The sequence below is a fragment of the Fulvimarina thalattae genome, assembly GCF_040239565.1.
Lineage (GTDB): Bacteria > Pseudomonadota > Alphaproteobacteria > Rhizobiales > Rhizobiaceae > Fulvimarina.
The window spans coordinates 93,895-110,707 of sequence record NZ_JBEHWS010000005.1; the positions used below are offsets into that span (position 1 = coordinate 93,895).

General features: G+C 61.8%; 19 protein-coding genes and 1 tRNA gene. 2 read left to right on the plus strand and 18 right to left on the minus strand.

Features of this window, described 5'->3' with window-relative positions; genetic code table 11:
- Positions 1-30: 30 nt before the first annotated feature.
- The 7 genes from ABRA89_RS08395 to ABRA89_RS08425 all read right to left on the minus strand — a co-directional run bounded on the left by ABRA89_RS08395 (position 31) and on the right by ABRA89_RS08425 (position 4,546).
- A tRNA-Leu gene (locus ABRA89_RS08395) sits at positions 31-114 on the minus strand.
- 105 nt (positions 115-219) lie between these two features.
- Positions 220-813, minus strand: coding sequence for a MerR family transcriptional regulator (locus ABRA89_RS08400; RefSeq protein WP_349941012.1), 594 nt, complete (start codon positions 811-813; stop codon positions 220-222).
- 24 nt (positions 814-837) lie between these two features.
- Positions 838-1,197, minus strand: coding sequence for an integration host factor subunit alpha (locus ABRA89_RS08405; protein ID WP_349941013.1), 360 nt, complete (start codon positions 1,195-1,197; stop codon positions 838-840).
- Positions 1,198-1,305: 108 nt separating this feature from the next.
- Positions 1,306-2,280 (minus strand): beta-ketoacyl-ACP synthase III, encoded by a 975-nt coding sequence (locus tag ABRA89_RS08410; protein ID WP_349941014.1) that lies wholly within the window; start codon positions 2,278-2,280, stop codon positions 1,306-1,308.
- Entirely contained in the window at positions 2,277-3,317 is a 1,041-nt protein-coding gene (gene plsX, locus ABRA89_RS08415) for a phosphate acyltransferase PlsX (protein ID WP_463671269.1), read from the minus strand. The genes ABRA89_RS08410 and plsX overlap by 4 nt, the downstream gene beginning before the upstream one ends.
- Before the next feature lie 132 nt (positions 3,318-3,449).
- Positions 3,450-4,016 carry a YceD family protein gene (locus ABRA89_RS08420; protein WP_349941016.1) on the minus strand — a complete coding sequence of 189 codons (567 nt, stop codon included), beginning with the start codon at positions 4,014-4,016 and terminating at the stop codon, positions 3,450-3,452.
- Positions 4,013-4,546 carry a ubiquinol-cytochrome C chaperone family protein gene (locus ABRA89_RS08425; protein ID WP_349941017.1) on the minus strand — a complete coding sequence of 178 codons (534 nt, stop codon included), beginning with the start codon at positions 4,544-4,546 and terminating at the stop codon, positions 4,013-4,015. The genes ABRA89_RS08420 and ABRA89_RS08425 overlap by 4 nt, the downstream gene beginning before the upstream one ends.
- Positions 4,547-4,774: 228 nt before the next feature.
- Here ABRA89_RS08425 and ABRA89_RS08430 point away from each other — a divergent pair, with 228 nt between their 5' ends.
- Positions 4,775-5,191 carry an outer membrane protein assembly factor BamE gene (locus ABRA89_RS08430; protein ID WP_349941210.1) on the plus strand — a complete coding sequence of 139 codons (417 nt, stop codon included), beginning with the start codon at positions 4,775-4,777 and terminating at the stop codon, positions 5,189-5,191.
- Positions 5,192-5,242: 51 nt separating this feature from the next.
- Here ABRA89_RS08430 and ABRA89_RS08435 read toward each other — a convergent pair whose 3' ends face one another.
- The 10 genes from ABRA89_RS08435 to ABRA89_RS08480 form a co-directional block, all read right to left on the minus strand.
- A complete protein-coding gene (locus ABRA89_RS08435; protein ID WP_349941018.1) occupies positions 5,243-6,478 on the minus strand; it encodes an MFS transporter in 1,236 nt (411 codons plus the stop codon).
- On the minus strand, positions 6,475-6,969 hold the full coding sequence (gene nusB / locus ABRA89_RS08440; protein ID WP_349941019.1) for a transcription antitermination factor NusB: 495 nt from the start codon (positions 6,967-6,969) through the stop codon (positions 6,475-6,477). Before nusB ends, ABRA89_RS08435 begins: the two co-directional genes overlap by 4 nt.
- Positions 6,970-6,973: 4 nt before the next feature.
- A complete protein-coding gene (locus ABRA89_RS08445; protein ID WP_349941020.1) occupies positions 6,974-7,423 on the minus strand; it encodes a 6,7-dimethyl-8-ribityllumazine synthase in 450 nt (149 codons plus the stop codon).
- 99 nt (positions 7,424-7,522) lie between these two features.
- Positions 7,523-8,131, minus strand: a complete 609-nt coding sequence (locus ABRA89_RS08450; protein ID WP_349941021.1) for a riboflavin synthase — start codon at positions 8,129-8,131, stop codon at positions 7,523-7,525.
- 1 nt (position 8,132) lies between these two features.
- On the minus strand, positions 8,133-9,290 hold the full coding sequence (gene ribD / locus ABRA89_RS08455) for a bifunctional diaminohydroxyphosphoribosylaminopyrimidine deaminase/5-amino-6-(5-phosphoribosylamino)uracil reductase RibD (protein ID WP_349941022.1): 1,158 nt from the start codon (positions 9,288-9,290) through the stop codon (positions 8,133-8,135).
- On the minus strand, positions 9,271-9,744 hold the full coding sequence (gene nrdR / locus ABRA89_RS08460) for a transcriptional regulator NrdR (RefSeq protein WP_349941023.1): 474 nt from the start codon (positions 9,742-9,744) through the stop codon (positions 9,271-9,273). Before nrdR ends, ribD begins: the two co-directional genes overlap by 20 nt.
- 120 nt (positions 9,745-9,864) lie before the next feature.
- A complete protein-coding gene (gene glyA / locus ABRA89_RS08465) occupies positions 9,865-11,175 on the minus strand; it encodes a serine hydroxymethyltransferase (protein WP_349941024.1) in 1,311 nt (436 codons plus the stop codon).
- Positions 11,176-11,534: 359 nt separating this feature from the next.
- Positions 11,535-12,869, minus strand: a complete 1,335-nt coding sequence (locus tag ABRA89_RS08470) for a L,D-transpeptidase family protein (protein ID WP_349941025.1) — start codon at positions 12,867-12,869, stop codon at positions 11,535-11,537.
- Positions 12,870-13,174: 305 nt separating this feature from the next.
- Positions 13,175-13,690: a transcriptional regulator LdtR gene (ldtR, locus tag ABRA89_RS08475; protein ID WP_349941026.1), complete on the minus strand. Its 516-nt coding sequence runs from the start codon at positions 13,688-13,690 to the stop codon at positions 13,175-13,177.
- 240 nt (positions 13,691-13,930) lie between these two features.
- The gene (locus ABRA89_RS08480) at positions 13,931-14,386 is read right to left on the minus strand and encodes a DUF6163 family protein (RefSeq protein ID WP_349941027.1); all 456 of its coding nucleotides are present in this window, start codon (positions 14,384-14,386) and stop codon (positions 13,931-13,933) included.
- Between the two features lie 221 nt (positions 14,387-14,607).
- On the opposite strand from ABRA89_RS08480, the gene hemB reads away from it, so the two are divergent.
- Entirely contained in the window at positions 14,608-15,633 is a 1,026-nt protein-coding gene (gene hemB, locus ABRA89_RS08485; protein WP_349941211.1) for a porphobilinogen synthase, read from the plus strand.
- 17 nt (positions 15,634-15,650) lie between these two features.
- Here the strand turns inward: hemB and ABRA89_RS08490 are convergent, their stop codons facing one another.
- Positions 15,651-16,721 carry an MBL fold metallo-hydrolase gene (locus tag ABRA89_RS08490; protein WP_349941028.1) on the minus strand — a complete coding sequence of 357 codons (1,071 nt, stop codon included), beginning with the start codon at positions 16,719-16,721 and terminating at the stop codon, positions 15,651-15,653.
- Positions 16,722-16,813: the final 92 nt, after the last annotated feature.

A 16,813-nucleotide genomic window follows, 5' to 3' on the forward strand; every position in this document is an offset into this window, starting at 1 on the left:
CCCGCTTCAAACCGGATGTCGAATGAAAAATGGTACGGGCGGCGGGACTCGAACCCGCACGGCTTTCGCCTCGGGATTTTAAGTCCCGTATGTCTACCATTCCATCACGCCCGCATGACCAGTTCGGCAAGGTGACCCGCCGGCTCGTGCCTTCAAATCAAACGCCGCAAACGTTGGCAAGCGCTACCTGCGGCGCCGGGTTCGTAAGATTACCAGAAATCAGCGAACCTGATCGAGCAGGCGCTTGCACTCCAGAAGGTCGAGGATCACCTCCTGCAGCTTGTCCGCCTGATCCTTGCTGAGGCTCGACGTGCCTGCCGCGCCGCTCATATCGTTGCGCCGGCGCAGGAAAGAGCCGAAACCCGGCCGCCGCTCCTGATCCGCAACCTGACTGCGCGGTTCTTCAATGTGCTGATCGGGCGCCGATGGAGCCGTCAGGCCGAAATCGTCTGGAAGGTTATGTTCACCCACAGAATGCTGAACGGTGGGCACGTCATCGGAGCCCGTTTCCGCGGCAGGCTGGGTTTCGGGCCGCAGATCACCCGACGCCGTTGCGGCGACGAACCGCACGCCCTGCTCTCTCAGCAGGCGCTGGACGCCTTTGATGGTGAAGCCCTTGGCATAAAGCAGGAAGCGAATGCCATGCAGCAGGGCGACATCTTCCGGCCGGTAGTAGCGTCGTCCGCCGCCGCGCTTGAGTGGGCGAACCTGCGGAAAACGTGTTTCCCAAAAACGCAGAACATGCTGAGGGATCGCGAGTTCGCTCGCAACCTCACCGATCGTCTTGAAGGCTTCCGACGACTTGTCGTCCATGATCAGCCCTGACTTTCGAACTTATTATTCCGCGGCCCGGACTTCGGTCGTCACGAAGGCGTCGTCATTGTCGGCGCTCTCCCTCCTCGAATGCGCTTCAAGGATACGCTCCTTGAGCACGTTCGACGGCTTGAACACCGTGACTTTGCGCGGCGAGATCGGAACTTCTTCGCCGGTCTTAGGATTGCGACCGACCCGCTCGTTCTTGTCGCGAACGAGAAAGGAACCGAACGAAGATATCTTCACCGGTTCGCCGTTGGCGATCGTGTCGCACACCTCTTCCAGAACCATCTCGACGAGCGATGCCGACTCCGTTCTCGATAGCCCGATTTTGCGGAACACGGCCTCGGAAAGGTCGGCTCTCGTCAATGTCTTTCCGCTCATAGGCTCCCCTCCGGATCGCAATTCAGGAGCTCCGGCACCCTAGTCTCACTGCCCCGCCGCATGCCAAGACTCAGCCGGCTATTCACCGTTCCGTGATAGTGTAGCCGACTACCATCTAATAAGACAAGCACCCCAAGTAAATCCTCCGCCCATTGCCTCCAAAAGCACAAGCTGCCCTCGCTGGATGCGGCCGTCACGCGCCGCGAGATCGAGTGCGAGGGGGATGGAAGCCGCGGAGGTATTGCCGTGTTTCTCTACTGTGATCACCACTTTCTCGGGCGGAATCCCGAGCTTTTTGGCTGATGCATCGATGATCCGTCGATTGGCCTGATGGGGCACAAACCAGTCGATATCGTCCGCAGACAGTTCCGACTGTGAGAACGATTCTTCTATGACGTCGGTGATCATACCGACCGCATGGCGGAAAACCTCGCGTCCCTCCATACGAAGATGACCTACGGTGCCGGTCGTCGAAGGGCCGCCGTCAACGTAGAGCTTGTCCTTGTGCGCACCGTCCGAGCGAAGCTTGGAAACGAGAACACCGCGCTCATCGCCAGCATTTTCCTGGGCTTCGAGAACGACCGCGCCCGCGCCGTCACCAAAGAGAACGCATGTCGTGCGATCGCTCCAGTCAAGGAGGCGCGAAAAGGTTTCGGCGCCGATGACGAGAGCCCGCTTGGCAAGGCCGCCCCGCAGATAGAGATCGGCCGTCGTCAGCGCATAGACGAAGCCGGTGCAGACCGCGTGAACGTCGAAGGCAAAGCCGTGATGGATACCGAGCTGGTTCTGGATCTGAACAGCGGATGCGGGAAACGTGTTGTTCGGTGTCGCCGTCGCCAGCACGATGAGATCGATATCTCCCGGCTCGAGCCCGGCAGCATCAAGTGCCTGGCGCGCGGCCGCTTCGCCCAGAGATACAGTCGTCTCGTGTTCGGATGCGATGTGCCGTTGGGCGATGCCGGTCCGCTGCCTGATCCATTCGTCGGAGGTTTCGACGACACCATCAAAATCACGGTTCGTCATCACCCGCTCAGGCAGGGCTGATCCCGTGCCGCGAACGATCGATCGAATTGATCCCTTCATTGGCCTGCGCTTTCGCTCTCTTCTTCTTTTATCGGCGCGTCACTCATTCGCGCGTGGAAACTCTGAAGATCGGCGGCGATCTTGTTCATGAGATCGTAGCGCGCCATAGCATGAGCAAGATCGAGAGCGGCTGCGAAGCCCTCCGCATCGGTGCCGCCATGGCTCTTGATGACGATGCCGTTGAGGCCGAGGAACACTCCGCCATTGACCTTGCGCGGGTCCATCTTGTCGCGCAGCCGGTCAAATGCGCCCTTGGCGAGCACATAGCCGAGCTTCGCAAGCCAGGTTCGCGACATCGCCTCGCGCAGATAGCCAGCGATCTGCTTGGCCGTCCCCTCCGCGGTCTTCAGTGCGACATTGCCGGTGAAGCCTTCGGTCACGACGACATCGACCGTACCCTTGCCCAGATCGTCGCCCTCGACGAAGCCGTGATAGTCGATCCGTTCGAGATTGGAATCCTTGAGGAGGCGTCCGGCCTCGCGCACTTCGTCCTGGCCCTTCACCTCCTCGACGCCGATATTGAGGAGACCGACGGTCGGCTTTTCGAGCCCGAACAGCGCCCGCGCCATTGCGCCACCCATCATGGAAAAATCGATCAGCTGCTGGGCATCCGCGCCGATCGTCGCCCCGACATCGAGAACGATGCTTTCACCGCGCAGAGTGGGCCAGATCGCGGCGATCGCCGGTCGCTCGATCTCGGCCATGGTGCGCAGGCAGAATTTCGCCATCGCCATCAGCGCGCCGGTGTTGCCGGCCGAGACGGCGACCATGGCGTCACCCGTCTTCACCGCCTCGATCGCACGCCACATGGAGGATTTATGCCTTCCCTGACGCAAAGCCTGGGATGGTTTGGCATCCATTGCGATCGCCATTTCGCAATGGCGGACCAGCGAGGCCTTCGCCAGAGCCTCGTGCGCTTCGAGCGCCTCGTTGATCTGAGCTTCGTCGCCAAACAGGATGAAACGCGTATCAGGCCGCCGTTCGAGCGCGAGGGCAGCGCCGGCAAGCGTCACCTCGGGACCAAAGTCGCCGCCCATCGCATCGATCGCAATGGTCGTCGTATTGTCGTCGTTCAATTGAAACTCGCCTTTTCAAATCGCTGCCGCATCGGCCGCTGGCATTCGCCCTGGAACTTACCCTTCTCGCTACCCCTCGCAACAATGCGGAGTCTAGTTCTCGCCGTCCTGTTGCTTTCTCAACGCCGCCAAACCGGCGAACGGCGAAACCTTTCCGGCCTCCGGCTCGGGGTCGGTATCAATTGTCTCGAAGGTCTCGTCGGCGCGCCGCGGATAGGGATCGATCGCCAAGACGAGCTCCTCTTCGACATAAGGGCCGAGCTCGATGTGGTCACCCGTGAACGGTTCGGGCGGGTCCTCTCCTTCGGGATCGACGAAAAGTTCATCCTCGAAATCGGCCTTCTTCGGAGCGAGCCGGGAATTCTCCGGAACGAAGATCATGTCGAAATCGATGGCGTAGTCGGATTCGATCGGTTCGAGCGTGACGACGCTCTCCTGGATGACGCTCGCCTTCAGCGTCCCCGTCACCTGAACACCTGCCTTCTGCCAGGGGGTCCCAGTGAGCGAGCCGGTAAATCGCGACATCACCGTGACCCCAAGATCTGCCGCGATCCTTTGGAGGTCAGACGTTCCGGCATCGAAATCAATCGGCAAGCCCGATTGCGAGACGCGCCCGACGGCTATCCTGAGGTGTTTGTGGAGATCAGATCCTGAGGTCATGGCGTCCCCGACAGTGAGATTTGCCCGGACAATAAGTCGGTTGCTGGACTTTTCGAAAGAGCGGCAAGCTCCGCCTCCGCTTCACCCGCAAGTTTCAACGCGATCGTCTCATCCGTTTCGTTGGAGAGAACGCGCCCGCGAAATGCCCGAGCAAGCCCTGCGGTCGGGTCATCGCTTTCAAGGGCTTGGTCGTATGCGTTGACCCGCTCGTAGAACTGTCCCGTCAGCTTGCGCATGCGCTTGGGGACCGACTGATCGCCGATACCGATTTGGCGCAGCGAGTCGTCCATATCGACGACGAACCGGTCAATGATGTCCTGCACGATCGGCGCCAGCTCGGCATCACCGCGACACCGGCGCATGAAAAGAAAGATCTCGAGCGTCACCGCCTCGAAGCGGCCCATCACGGTATCCTCGATACCGCATTCCTCGAAAAGATACGGCCTGCGCGCTCGGGCAATCAGCACGCCATAAAGGTCCTCGACGATTTCCCGGTTGCGCCGCCGCTGTCGACGCCAATTGGAGAACATAGGTTCGAACGCTTCTTTCTTGTGCCCCCTGCTGGCAACGGCGGTGCCATAGCCCTTGAGCGATTGCAACGCGGCGATGTCTGTTTTACGGACATATGCGACGAAGCCAGCCGGTTCCATCCGGCAGGAACAGACGCGCGGTATATCATTCGCGCGATCAACGCAGAATGGGAGGACTTGATCGTGGGCGTCAAAATCGCGACACGTCATGCAGTGTCAGCCTTGCTGATGTCTGGCGTTCTGGCTGCGTCGAGTGGGTGCCAGACGGGCGAAGTCCTCAGCGCCGGCTACGTGATCGACGAGCAAATGCTTCAGCTGGTTCCGGAAGGTTCGAGCCGCGAACAGGTCGAGCTGGCGCTCGGCTCGCCCTCGACCACCGCGACCTTCAACGAGGCGCAGACCTATTATTACATCTCCCAGCGCCGCGAGCGTCCGGTCGCCTTCCTGCAGCCGAGCGTGACCAATCAGCGGGTCCTCGCCGTCTATTTCAACAGCGAGGATCGCGTGGAGCGGATTGCGAATTACGGGCTCCAGGACGGCCAGCTCTTCGACTTCATCTCGCGCACGACGCCGACAGGCGGCAAGGACGCAAGCTTCCTCGGACAAATTCTCGGCGATACGACGAGCGGAGGCGCACGGCTCTAAAAGGCCGGCCTCTTCGAGGGATCGTCTTCCGCTGATCTTTTGGCCGCGCCGTCAGGCAGACCGGCGGCGTTCAATCCACGCGCCGGTCTCGAGCGAGAGCACCAGCAGGCAGCCTGCAACGACCGGCACAACGATCCAGTTCATAGTCTCCCATCCTGAGCCGACATAGGTCTTGCCGGACATGAAGGATGCGACGGCGACGAGCGTGAAGAGGACGAAGTCGTGAAAGCCTTGCGTCTTCGCCCGCTCTTCAGGCGTATGAACGCCGGCCACCATGGCGGTAGCGCCGATGAAGCCAAAATTCCAGCCGAGCCCGAGCAGAGCAAGGCCCAGCCAGAAATTCCAGATCTCCAGACCTGACAGGAAGACACCGGCGCTTACTGCGATCAGCAGGAGGCCGCAGGCAATCACCAGTTCGACGCCGAAACGTCGGATCAGCCGCCCGGTCACGAGGCTCGGCCCGAACATCGCCAGCACATGCCACTGGATGCCGAGGACCGAGATGTCCTGGCTCAGCCCGCAGCCGACGATCGCGAGCGGCGCACCCGTCATGACGAAGCTCATCAGCGAAAACGTGCCGACACCGCAGATCAGCGCCACGATGAAACGCCGCTGGGTAACGATCTTCGTCAGCGGACGGCCGGTGTCAGCCGACACGGCGGCCACACCCTTCGACTTTTTCGCCGGAGTCGGGAGCTTCAGCCGCGTCAGGATGGCGGCGCCGAGCAGACCCAGAATTGCAAGCGCGAGAAACGAGCCTGCGAACTCGATCGGCAAGAAGAGCGAAGACGTATAGCGGACCGTCTGCGGGCCAATCACCGCCGCACCGATACCACCGACGAGCACGATGGAGATCGCGGTCGACTGGTAGGCGGTCGGTGCTCCGTCCGTCGCCGCGAAGCGATATTGCTGGACGAAGGAGCCGCTCGTTCCGAGCAGCAGAAGCGCGAGCGCGAAAATCCAGAAACTCTGCTGTGAAAGCGAGGCCGCGCCGATCAGTGCGCCAAGCACCAGAACAAGAGCTCCGGCCACGAAGCCGTAGCGCCGCCCGACGGCCCGCATCAGCGCTGCTGCCGGCAGCGCGCCGAGTGCAACGCCGACATTAAAAGCAGTGACGGGAAGCGTAGCTAAGGACTTGTCGTCTGCGAGAAGCCAGGTGCCAGCGAGCCCACCCGTAGAAATCGCGATCGGGCCTGTCGCACCGCAGACCGCCTGCGCGCAGGCGAGCACGAGCGCGTTGAGCCGAGCCGGACGGGTTTCGGCCACTTCAGGTGTAAGCGCTGTCACTTGCGCGTCGCAGGGCGCGTATCCGAGCGTTTCTCACGGGCGACGCGATCGAGGAGCGCGTTGACGAGCTTCGGCTCCTCTTCCTCGTAAAACGCCTTGGCGACATCGACATATTCCGAAACGATGACTGCAACCGGAACGTCGTTGCGCGTCTCGATCTCGTAAACGCCGGCGCGCAGGATGGCACGCAGGGTGGAATCGAGGCGCGAGAGCGGCCAGCCTGGAGGAAGATTGGCGTGGATGACCGGGTCGATCGCCTTCTGCTTGCGTACCACGCCCGATACGATGTCGCGGAACCAGGCTGCATCGGCGACGCGATAGGTCTCGCCGTCGATATCGTGGCCCATGCGATGGGTCTCGTATTCGGCGACCGCCTCGACCAGCGGCGTGCCGCCGATATCCATCTGGTAGAGCGCCTGCACGGCCGCTAGGCGCGCCACGCCGCGCTTGTTGGCGGGCCGGAAGCTTCGTTGCTGCTGGTTCTCTTCCATCAAATCAGGCCCCGAGCCGGTCCCTGAGTGTGATCATTTCCAGAACCGTGCGGGCAGCCCCGCCGCCCTTGTCCTTGCGGGCGGGATCGGCCCGTTCCATTGCCTGAGCTTCGTTCTCGACCGTGAGAATGCCGTTGCCGATCGCGATGGTCTCCTCAATGGAGAGCTTCATCAGACCGCGCGCGGACTCGTTTGCGACAACCTCGAAATGATAGGTCTCGCCGCGGATGACGCAGCCAAGCACGACGAAGCCGTCGTAATCCGTGCCGTCCTCGTCGGCGCCCGACAGTGCGTAGGAAATCGCGGCCGGCGCTTCGAGCGCACCCGGCACCGTCACCACATCATAGGTGACCTCGTTGGAATCGAGTTCGGCTTTCGCGCCCGCCAGAAGCTTGTCCGCGATATCGTCGTAAAAGCGCGCCTCGACGATGAGGACATGAAGATTGGCGCTCATGCAAATTGCCTCCAGATGATCATGGCGCGGGGATACGCCTGCGACAGGCCGCAAGCAACAGCCGAATTGGCTATGCCGCTACGCGTGAGGGGCAATAGTCTATCGCGGCGAACCGAACAGCCGCGCGGCATAGCGCGCGATCTGGTCGACTTCGAGATTGACCCGGTCGCCGACGCGCCGCTCATTCCATGTGGTCACCTCCAGCGAGTGGCGGATGAGAAGGACATCGAAGACGGCATCCTCGACCGAATTGACCGTGAGCGACGTGCCGTCGAGGCAGACCGATCCCTTCTGGGCGATGAACCGCTTCTCGCCCTCGCCTGCCTTCAGGCGAAACCGGACCGCCTCGCCCTCCTCCTCGATCGCGACAATTTCCGCCAGTCCGTCGACATGACCGGAAACGAGATGACCGCCGAGTTCGTCGCCGATCTTCAGCGAGCGTTCCAGATTGATGCGGGTGCCCTCGCCCCAGCTTCCCGCCGTCGTCAGTCGGAGAGCCTCCTCCCAGGCCTCGACCTCGAACCATTTCGTCGTGTCACCTGCTTCGGACAGCGCGGTCACGGTCAGACAGGGACCGGAGCAGGCGATCGAAGCGCCGAGATCGATCCCAGCCGGGTCGTAGGCGGTCTCCACGCGAAAGCGCCTGCCCTTGGCCAGAGGCTCGACCGCAAGGATGCGGCCAACATCGGTGACAATTCCGGTGAACATCTCAAGCCCGCCTTTCGAATTCGAACCATTGATCGCCGCCGAAGCGAAGGCGCTCGGTCAGTCTGAAGCGCCGCTTTCCGGTCGCAACATCGATGGGCGCTTCAACCCCGCCCTCGCCGACAACCGTTTCGCCCTCGACAAGAATGAGACGATCGACGAGATCGGCGTCGAGAAAGCTCTCCCCGACGGTCGCGCCCCCCTCGACGAGGATGTTCTGAATGCCCGTCGCACCGAGATCTTCCATGAGCTCAGGGAGTGCGACGCGCCCGATGCCGGGTATGATGTCGCAGGCAACGAAATCCGCACCCACCGCCATGAGAGCCTGTCGTTTGGCCGGTTCCGCATCGCCGCGCGCGACAATCGTCAGCGGTGTTTTCCGTGCGCTTTGAACGAGGCTCGTTTCCGGCTCGATTGTGAGATCCGGATCGAGAACGATGCGCCGGGGCGAGCGGTCTTCGAGGCCCGGCAGCCGGCAGTCGAGGCCCGGGTCGTCCTCGCGGACAGTGCCCATGCCGACGAGGATCGCATCGTGACGGGCGCGCACGAGATGGGTCTGGCGATTGGCGACCGGGCCGGTGATGAAAACCTGCCCATGCCCCTTTCGACCGATCATGCCATCGGGAGAAACCGCCATCTTCAGAGTGACTTGCGGCCGATTTCTCGCATGGCGCGTGAGGTAAGCGGAGAGGTCCGAGGCCGCGTCCGTGGCCATCACGCGAGGGGTCACGGAGAGCCCGCCTTTGATCAGGATCGCATGACCCTTGCCGTCGACGCGCGGATCAGGATCCGCCGCTGCCGAGACCACGCGGGAGACACCGGAAGCGACGAGGGCCTCGGCGCAGGGCGGTGTCCGTCCGTGATGGGCGCAGGGTTCGAGCGTGACATATGCGGTGGCGCCGCGCGCGAGGTCTCCGGCTTCACCGAGCGCCTGTGCTTCGGCATGGGGACGGCCGCCGCGTGCTGTGATTCCCCGTCCGACGATGCGGGGACCATTGCCGTCGTCGCGGACGATCAGGGTCGCGACAGAAGGATTGGTCCCGGTCAGACCTGCATGGCGGAAGCCGAAGCGGATCGCGGCCGCCATGAACCACTCATCGACCGCTTTCGAGGTCGGCCGCTCCATAAAAACGCCCGCCGGATCAGCCTGCGCCACCCGCATCCTCCTTGGCTTTCAACTCCTCGACGAGATCGCCGAAATCCTTGGCTTCGTGGAAATCACGATAGACCGAAGCGAAGCGAACGAAGGCGACGTCGTCGAGTTCCTTCAGCGCGTCCATGACCATCTCGCCGATAGCATCGGACGAAACATCCTGATCGCCGGACTGTTCGAGACGCCTCACGATGCCGGAGACGAGCCTCTCCACCCTGTCATGCTCAACGGGGCGCTTGCGAAGGGCAACCTCGACCGATCGGGCTAGCTTATCGCGATCGAACGGGACCCGCCGGCCGGATTTCTTCAGTACGTAGAGCTCGCGGAGCTGCACCCGCTCGAAGGTGGTGAAACGTCCGCCGCAATCGGGGCAGACCCGGCGTCGGCGCACCGCCGCACCATCCTCGGCCGGGCGCGAGTCCCGAACCTGACTGTCTTGCGACCCGCAATAGGGACAACGCATGGCTTCGACCGCCCAACTCTACGACAAACAAAAACTCGCCGACAGGGAGTCCGGTCGGCGAGTCCGTCATGCGTCAGATGATGCCTCGCCCGCAAGCGGGCAAGGCTTACGATCGGTCGATCAGAGGCCCTGATAGATCGGGAAGCGGTCGGTGAGCGCGACGACCTTTTCCTTCACGGCCTGCTCGACGACTTCATTCTCTTCCGAGTTCGACTTACGCAGACCTTCGAGAACCTCGACGATCAGGTTGCCGACTTCGCGGAACTCGGCGGTGCCGAAACCGCGGGTCGTCGCGGCCGGGGTGCCAAGGCGAATACCAGAGGTGATCGCCGGCTTCTGCGGGTCGTTCGGAACGCCGTTCTTGTTGCAGGTGATGTTCGCCCGGCCGAGCGACTTCTCCGAAGCCTTGCCGGTCAGTTCCATCGGGCGCAGGTCGACGAGCATCAGATGCGTGTCAGTGCCGCCCGATACGATGTCGCAACCGCCGGCGCGCAGCGTTTCCGCAAGAACCTTGGCGTTCTCGCAGACCGAGCGCTGATAGGACTTGAACTCGTCCGTGAGCGCTTCGCCGAAGGCGACGGCTTTACCGGCGATGACGTGCATCAGCGGTCCGCCCTGAAGGCCCGGGAACACGGCCGAATTGATCTTCTTGGCAATGTCCTCGTCGTTCGTGACGACGATACCGCCGCGCGGACCACGGAGGGTCTTATGGGTCGTCGAGGTCGCGACATGCGCATGCGGGAACGGCGAAGGATGGACGCCAGCCGCGACGAGGCCCGCGAAGTGGGCCATGTCGACCATGAAATAGGCGCCGACCTTGTCTGCGATCTCACGCATACGCTTGAAATCGACCTGACGCGAATAGGCCGAGCCACCGCCGATGATCAGCTTCGGCTGGTGCTCGTCGGCGAGCTTTTCCATCGCATCGTAGTCGATGAGGCCGGTCTCGGTATCGAGGCCGTACTGGACCGCGTTGAACCATTTGCCCGACAGGTTGGGCTTCGCACCGTGCGTCAGGTGACCACCGGCATCGAGGCTCATGCCGAGAATAGTGTCGCCCGGCTTGATAAGCGCGAGGAAGACCGACTGGTTTGCCTGACTGCCCGAGTTCGGCTGGACGTTGGCATATTCGACGCCGAACAGCTTCTTCACACGCTCGATCGCCAGTTCCTCGACGATGTCGACATACTGGCAGCCGCCGTAATAGCGACGGCCCGGGTAGCCCTCGGCGTACTTGTTGGTCAGCACCGATCCCTGGGCGTCGATGACGGCGCGCGAGGTGATGTTCTCCGATGCGATCAGTTCGATCTCGTGGCTCTGCCGGCCGAGTTCCTTATTGATCGCGTCCATAACCTCGGAGTCGCGCTCGCGGAGAGGCGTGTTGAAGAAGGTCTCGTGGACATTGGACTGGCTCTGGGCCGCCTGACTCATGACTGTCTCTCCCATTTCACGGTAAGTCTGACGCGACCATACCACGGGCGCGCGAATTCGGTGGCTAACTAGCACGATGCCCCCTGCGGTCCAACGGAGCAATGCTACCCGGTTGGATAAGAAGAATTCGCCGGTCGCGCGATCCGGCCTCTTCTTTCTTCTGCAGCGGTGGGCGTAAGAATTATAGCGTCCAGCTGCGAGCCAATACGCCGCAAAAAGTGACAAACTCTATTGAATTGCCGACATGAGCTACAACGTCGCACGGCGCCGGGCGAGATCGCGACCGGCGCCGTATCGAATGAATTGAAAAGCGCAGGAACGCTTCGCTTCAAGCGATCCTGCTCAGTTTCGTGTTTGGATCAGAAACCATCACCTTGGGCATATGGGTTCTGCTGCCCGTCAGCATACGCCGTCGTGGTAAGTTCGCTCATTGCGAGCTGCTCGGCGCCGTCGCGGTGATAGATGTCGTCGCGGAACTGGACGACGTTCGGATCGCTCGCCCAAGCCGTGACATAGGTGAAGTAGACCGGCACCGGATTGGAGAGATCGATGTCCTGACGGGTCCGCGCAGAAATGACCCTCTCGATCGCCTGACGATCCCAGCCCTGCTCGTCGCGGGCAAGCCAGACGATGAGGTCGCGCACGTTCTGAACGCGCACGCAGCCCGAGGACTCAAAGCGCATCAGCTCCGAGAACAGGCCCTTCTGCGGCGTATCGTGCATGTAGACGGCATGGGGATTTGGGAAGTTGATCTTCACCGAAGCCATCGCGCTGTTCGGGCCCGGGTCCTGACGGAAGAGGTATTTCACTGCCTCGTCCGAGCTCCAGTCGATCATCTGCGGCGGCACTTCCTCGCCACTGCCATTGAAGATGTGGATGCCATTGCGCTCAAGATAGGTCGGATCCTCCCGCACCAGCGGAATGATGTCCTTGCGTACGATCGAAGCCGGCGCGTGCCAATAAGGGTTGAGGTTGAGGTTGGTAATCCTCGAAGAGAGAATCGGCGTCTGTCGGTCCACCTTGCCAACGACAGCCGTATGGCGTTGAACGATCTGGCCATTCTCGACAGCCTCGATCGCCGCTGCCGGAATGTTGACCATCACATAGCGATTTGGAAGCTCTTCCTGCAGCTGGTTCTGGAGACGCGTCGCGTTCGTCTGTAGCTGGAAGAGGCGAAGGTCGGCCGGCACGTTAAGCGCCTTGTAGGCATGTTCGCCGACAACACCATCCGCCGGCAGGCCGTGCCGTGCCTGGAAGCGCTTCACGGCCGCCTCGACATAGGTGTCGAAGGCCGGAGAGCTTGAAGCCTGCGAAGAGAGATCGCCAGAAATCGCAAGACGCTGGCGCAGAACCTCGACGTCCGGCGTCACCTCACCGAGCTTCAGAACGTAGCGGGCGGGAACCGTAGGCCAACCGCCCTGGGCGACGATCTGGCTGTACGTCTGCATCGCCGCCTGCATGGAATTCAGCGTCTGCTGCGAAAAGATCGGGCTCAGCGACGAGACCTGCTTGGCGCTCGATCCGCGCGTATCGAACTGGTCGTCCCAGTTGCCGCGACCGCGCGCATTGAGAAGCCCGTCGAGCGTCGATTGCGCCGACGCCATGCCCGTCAGGCCGAGGCCAAGAGCCGCCGTCGTTCCGGAAAGAAAGGCGCGGCGCGTCGTGCGGCCCGGCGCTGAAACTCGCTTCGTCATGAACTCAATTCCCCTCGTCATATGCCCTCGGCCCGACAAAACGGCCTCTGCGCTTTCCCCAAAAAGCTAGCGCACGAGGCTTTCGCCACCCCGTTTCGCATCAAGACCGTGTCGGATGTGGATTCGATCATCCATCCCAATGCGGCGAAACGAAGGATGAGGCACCGCAAAACAGGGCTGGAAAGCCTTCACAACTGTTTTCCGCGAGCAGATGCCCAACGAAAAACGGCCCTGCTCCTTTTGGAGCAAGGCCGTTGCCGGGGGACGCCGGAGTGGAGGTCTGGGGTCCTTAAAGGGTATTTCGCTCAGAGACGGTAAACGATCTGGTCGTTCCAGAACCGGTCGAGGCGCTGCAGCGACTTGTTCATCTTGGAGAACTCCTGCTCGTCGAGACCGCCGACCTTATCGATCGAGCCGATGTGACGCTCGTAGAGCTCGGCAACGACATTCGCGATCTCCTGACCGGTCTCGGTAAGCGAGATGCGGACCGCCCGGCGATCGACGCGGGACTTCTGGTGGTTGATGAAGCCGAGGTCGACGAGCTTCTTCAGATTATAGGAGACGTTCGAGCCGAGATAGAAGCCGCGGCTGCGAAGTTCGCCCGCCGTCAGGGTCGAATCGCCGATATTGAAAAGGAGAAGCGCCTGAACGGCATTGATGTCGGTGCGGCCCTGACGCTCGAACTCGTCCTTCACCACATCGAGCAGACGACGATGCAGGCGCTCGACGAGCTGGAGGGTTTCGAGATAGAGCGATTTGAGGTCGGCAGTCGCACCGGAATGGGCGTCGGCGACACGGGGCTGAACAAGCTGCTGGTTCATGACTGGACTCCGCTGTTGGGGTGATGAATTCTTTTTCGCCTCATCTTGAAACCCGTTGTAGCGAGCGCCCTCTAAAATTCGACTTAAACTACAAGCTTAACAAGCTTTTACGTCGAAAACGCGCTTTTCGTCCTTAATCAAACCTCGCCGAAATCTTGATAAAGTCTAATACTGCCAAGTCTTTCAGATTTTGTTCATGACGCCGCCGAGGCGTTGTTCGCACCAGTCCGGCACGGCTCCTCATAGGGCCCTTTGCTTGGCGGCCCGGGCCCTCAGCCTGTCGCGATGGGCGAGGAAACGCATTCCGCCGAACATGCCGAAACCCCAGAGGTGAAGTCCGATGAGGAGCAACCGCGATCCGAAAAGGACCGGAAATCCGAACGACATCACGATCTCGACAAGGATCACCAGTGCCCAGACGACCGGCGCCCATCGCGCCGTCATCCACAGGCTGATCCCGGCGATCGGATAAAGAACCGAGAGGATCGGCACCGCGATCTTCCACCAGACCGGCATCAGATCGAAGCGCGGCGGGATATCCACAAAGACGGGAAGGATCGGATCGAAGCCGACCAGCGCGGCCCAGTAGGCGACGGCCAGCACGAGGACATAGACCGAGAATACCCGAAGAAGCACGACGGTGAGGAGCCGATTCAGCCCGACCTCCGGTGCCTCGGTCGGAATTTCGATGGTCATGCCACGCTGCCCACGTTCTGCATTGTCGGGGCCTGCCCCGTTTCGAAAGAGCTGAAGTCCGTATCCGCGAAAAGGCTTCAAAAGTGCGTCTGCCGGCATTTCTCTTCGATAACCATTTGCCCCTCTCATTCGATACTATAGGCAGATGAAGCGGTGCGATACCCGCGCAAAGGAACAATGGCCTGCGAATGGAAGCGGGCAAACGAGAAGACGGCAAGCCGATGACTGCGAGAGACGTAACCGGGATTTCAAAGCAGATCGAAGAGGCGACGAACGGCCTGCGCATGCGCAGGCTCAGGCAGGCCGACTGGTCCCGCCGCCTCGTCCGCGAAAATCATCTCAGAGCGGAAGATCTCATCTGGCCGATCTTCGTCAAGGATGGCGACGAGGCCGAGCCGGTCTCCTCCATGCCGGGCGTTTCGCGCCAGTCGATCGCGGGCTGCGTTGATGCCGCCAAGCGCGCCGCCGATCTCGGCATCCCCGTCATCGCCCTCTTCCCCTACACCGATCCCGCCCTGCGCGACGAGACGGGCAGTCAGGCGCTGAACCCGGACAATCTCGTCTGCCGCACGGCCCGAGCCATCAAGAAGGCCGTCCCGGAGATCGGCATCATGTGCGATGCCGCGCTCGATCCCTACACGAGCCACGGCCATGATGGCGTGATGGATGGCGACCGCATCCTCAACGACGAGTCGGTCGAAATCCTCATGCAGCAGTCGGTGATCCAGGCCGAGGCCGGCGCCGACATCATCGGCCCGTCGGACATGATGGACGGACGCGTTGCCTGCATCCGTTCAGCGCTCGACGATGCCGGCCTGCGCGATACGATGATCATGGCCTATTCGGCGAAATACGCCTCTGCCTTCTATGGTCCGTTCCGCGACGCGGTCGGCTCGAACGCAATGCTGAAGGGCGACAAGCGCACCTATCAGATGGATTTCAGCAACGTGGACGAGGCGATCCGCGAGGCGGAACAGGACGTCGCCGAGGGCGCCGACATGATCATGGTGAAACCGGGCCTCGCCTATCTCGACGTCCTCTCGCGCATCACCCAGACGCTCAACGTTCCAACCTTCGCCTACCAGACGTCCGGCGAATACGCGATGATCATGGCAGCAAGCCAGAACGGCTGGCTCGACGGCGACAAGGCGATCATCGAGGTGCTGACGGCCTACAAGCGCGCAGGCGCGTCGGGGATTTTGAGCTACTTTTCGCCGAAGGTTGCGGAGGGGTTGAAGGTGGTCTGACTGAATAGTCGGCCTGATCAGCCCGGTACGTCGAAGCTCTCGCCCGCGAGAAGCGGGCGGAACCGGTCGCGGGCGATGCCCTCGACATAGAGCGCCGCATGCAGGCGATCGCGTGGATCGGTGATGGCCTCGTCGGTCAGCTGGAATGTACCCCAGTGGTAGCCGACGCCGTAGGCGGCATCCAGAAGCTTGAAGCCCGCGACCGCCTCGTCCGGGTTCTGGTGCTGCGGGCGCATGAACCAGCGGGGCTCGTATGCGCCGATGGGAAGAACGGCGAGGCGCACGGAACCATGCCGCGCGCGCGCGTCACGATAGTTCCGGCCATCGTGAAAGCCCGTATCGCCGGCAACATAGATGAGCCCGGCCGGCCCCTCGATCATGAAGGAGGACCAGAGCGCCATCCGCCGGTCCGTCACGCCGCGCGCGGACCAGTGGTGTGACGGCTCGCTGTGAATGCGCAACGGTCCGATCTCGGCAACATCGCCCCAGTCCTGCACCACGATCCGCATGCCCGGCACCCGCTCTCGGATGATGGTGTCGTTGCCGAGCGGTGTGCAGACCACCGGAATATCGCGCTGGGCAAGCCTTGCGAGCGTGTCGACATCCATGTGGTCGTAATGATTGTGACTGACGAGGACCACGTGGATCGGTGGGAGATCGTCGAAGGCGATGCCGGGCGGGTTGACCCGTTCCGGGCCAGCGAAGCTGAAGGGCGAGGCGCGATACGAGTAGACCGGATCGGTCAGGATGTTCAGCCCGGATACCTGGATGAGGCATGTCGCATGGCCGATCATCGTCACGCGAAGGGTTTCTCCCGTCACCCGCTCCGGCGTATCGGGGGCCGTCAACGGCGGTTGCGGCCAGCGGCTCGGCCATTCGGCTTTTCCGCCGCCGAGCTGCCAGCGCAAGAGATCCGTGAAGCCCTTGGGTTCTTCGCCCTTCGGGTTGAAGAAGAGACTCCCATCGAAATGGTCGCTGGGCGGCCCCTGATAATACCGATTGCCGCCGAAGGCCCGAGCCGCGGTCAAACCGCCACCGAGGACGATACCGGCCACACCCAGGAATTTCAGTACACTTCGCCGGTTCATCGCCCAATCCGCTTTGTCTTTAATCCGTTCGGCAATGTGCAACGATGACTGCAAGTCGGTGCGAATTCGCCGAATGCCGACATTCCGCATTA

Coding starts and splice junctions, on each gene's coding strand:
- hemB (WP_349941211.1), top strand. CDS start 14,608: ATGACTGCGAGAGACGTAACCGGGATTTCAAAGCAGATCGAAGAGGCG.
- ABRA89_RS08470 (WP_349941025.1), bottom strand. CDS start 12,869: ATGACGAAGCGAGTTTCAGCGCCGGGCCGCACGACGCGCCGCGCCTTT.
- ABRA89_RS08490 (WP_349941028.1), bottom strand. CDS start 16,721: ATGAACCGGCGAAGTGTACTGAAATTCCTGGGTGTGGCCGGTATCGTC.
- plsX (WP_463671269.1), bottom strand. CDS start 3,317: ATGGGCGGCGACTTTGGTCCCGAGGTGACGCTTGCCGGCGCTGCCCTC.
- ABRA89_RS08400 (WP_349941012.1), bottom strand. CDS start 813: ATGGACGACAAGTCGTCGGAAGCCTTCAAGACGATCGGTGAGGTTGCG.
- nusB (WP_349941019.1), bottom strand. CDS start 6,969: ATGGAAGAGAACCAGCAGCAACGAAGCTTCCGGCCCGCCAACAAGCGC.
- ABRA89_RS08425 (WP_349941017.1), bottom strand. CDS start 4,546: ATGTTCTCCAATTGGCGTCGACAGCGGCGGCGCAACCGGGAAATCGTC.
- ABRA89_RS08450 (WP_349941021.1), bottom strand. CDS start 8,131: ATGTTCACCGGAATTGTCACCGATGTTGGCCGCATCCTTGCGGTCGAG.
- ABRA89_RS08405 (WP_349941013.1), bottom strand. CDS start 1,197: ATGAGCGGAAAGACATTGACGAGAGCCGACCTTTCCGAGGCCGTGTTC.
- ABRA89_RS08445 (WP_349941020.1), bottom strand. CDS start 7,423: ATGAGCGCCAATCTTCATGTCCTCATCGTCGAGGCGCGCTTTTACGAC.
- ABRA89_RS08420 (WP_349941016.1), bottom strand. CDS start 4,016: ATGACCTCAGGATCTGATCTCCACAAACACCTCAGGATAGCCGTCGGG.
- ABRA89_RS08410 (WP_349941014.1), bottom strand. CDS start 2,280: ATGAAGGGATCAATTCGATCGATCGTTCGCGGCACGGGATCAGCCCTG.
- ldtR (WP_349941026.1), bottom strand. CDS start 13,690: ATGAACCAGCAGCTTGTTCAGCCCCGTGTCGCCGACGCCCATTCCGGT.
- ribD (WP_349941022.1), bottom strand. CDS start 9,290: ATGCGGGTGGCGCAGGCTGATCCGGCGGGCGTTTTTATGGAGCGGCCG.
- glyA (WP_349941024.1), bottom strand. CDS start 11,175: ATGAGTCAGGCGGCCCAGAGCCAGTCCAATGTCCACGAGACCTTCTTC.
- ABRA89_RS08430 (WP_349941210.1), top strand. CDS start 4,775: ATGTCTGGCGTTCTGGCTGCGTCGAGTGGGTGCCAGACGGGCGAAGTC.
- nrdR (WP_349941023.1), bottom strand. CDS start 9,744: ATGCGTTGTCCCTATTGCGGGTCGCAAGACAGTCAGGTTCGGGACTCG.
- ABRA89_RS08480 (WP_349941027.1), bottom strand. CDS start 14,386: ATGACCATCGAAATTCCGACCGAGGCACCGGAGGTCGGGCTGAATCGG.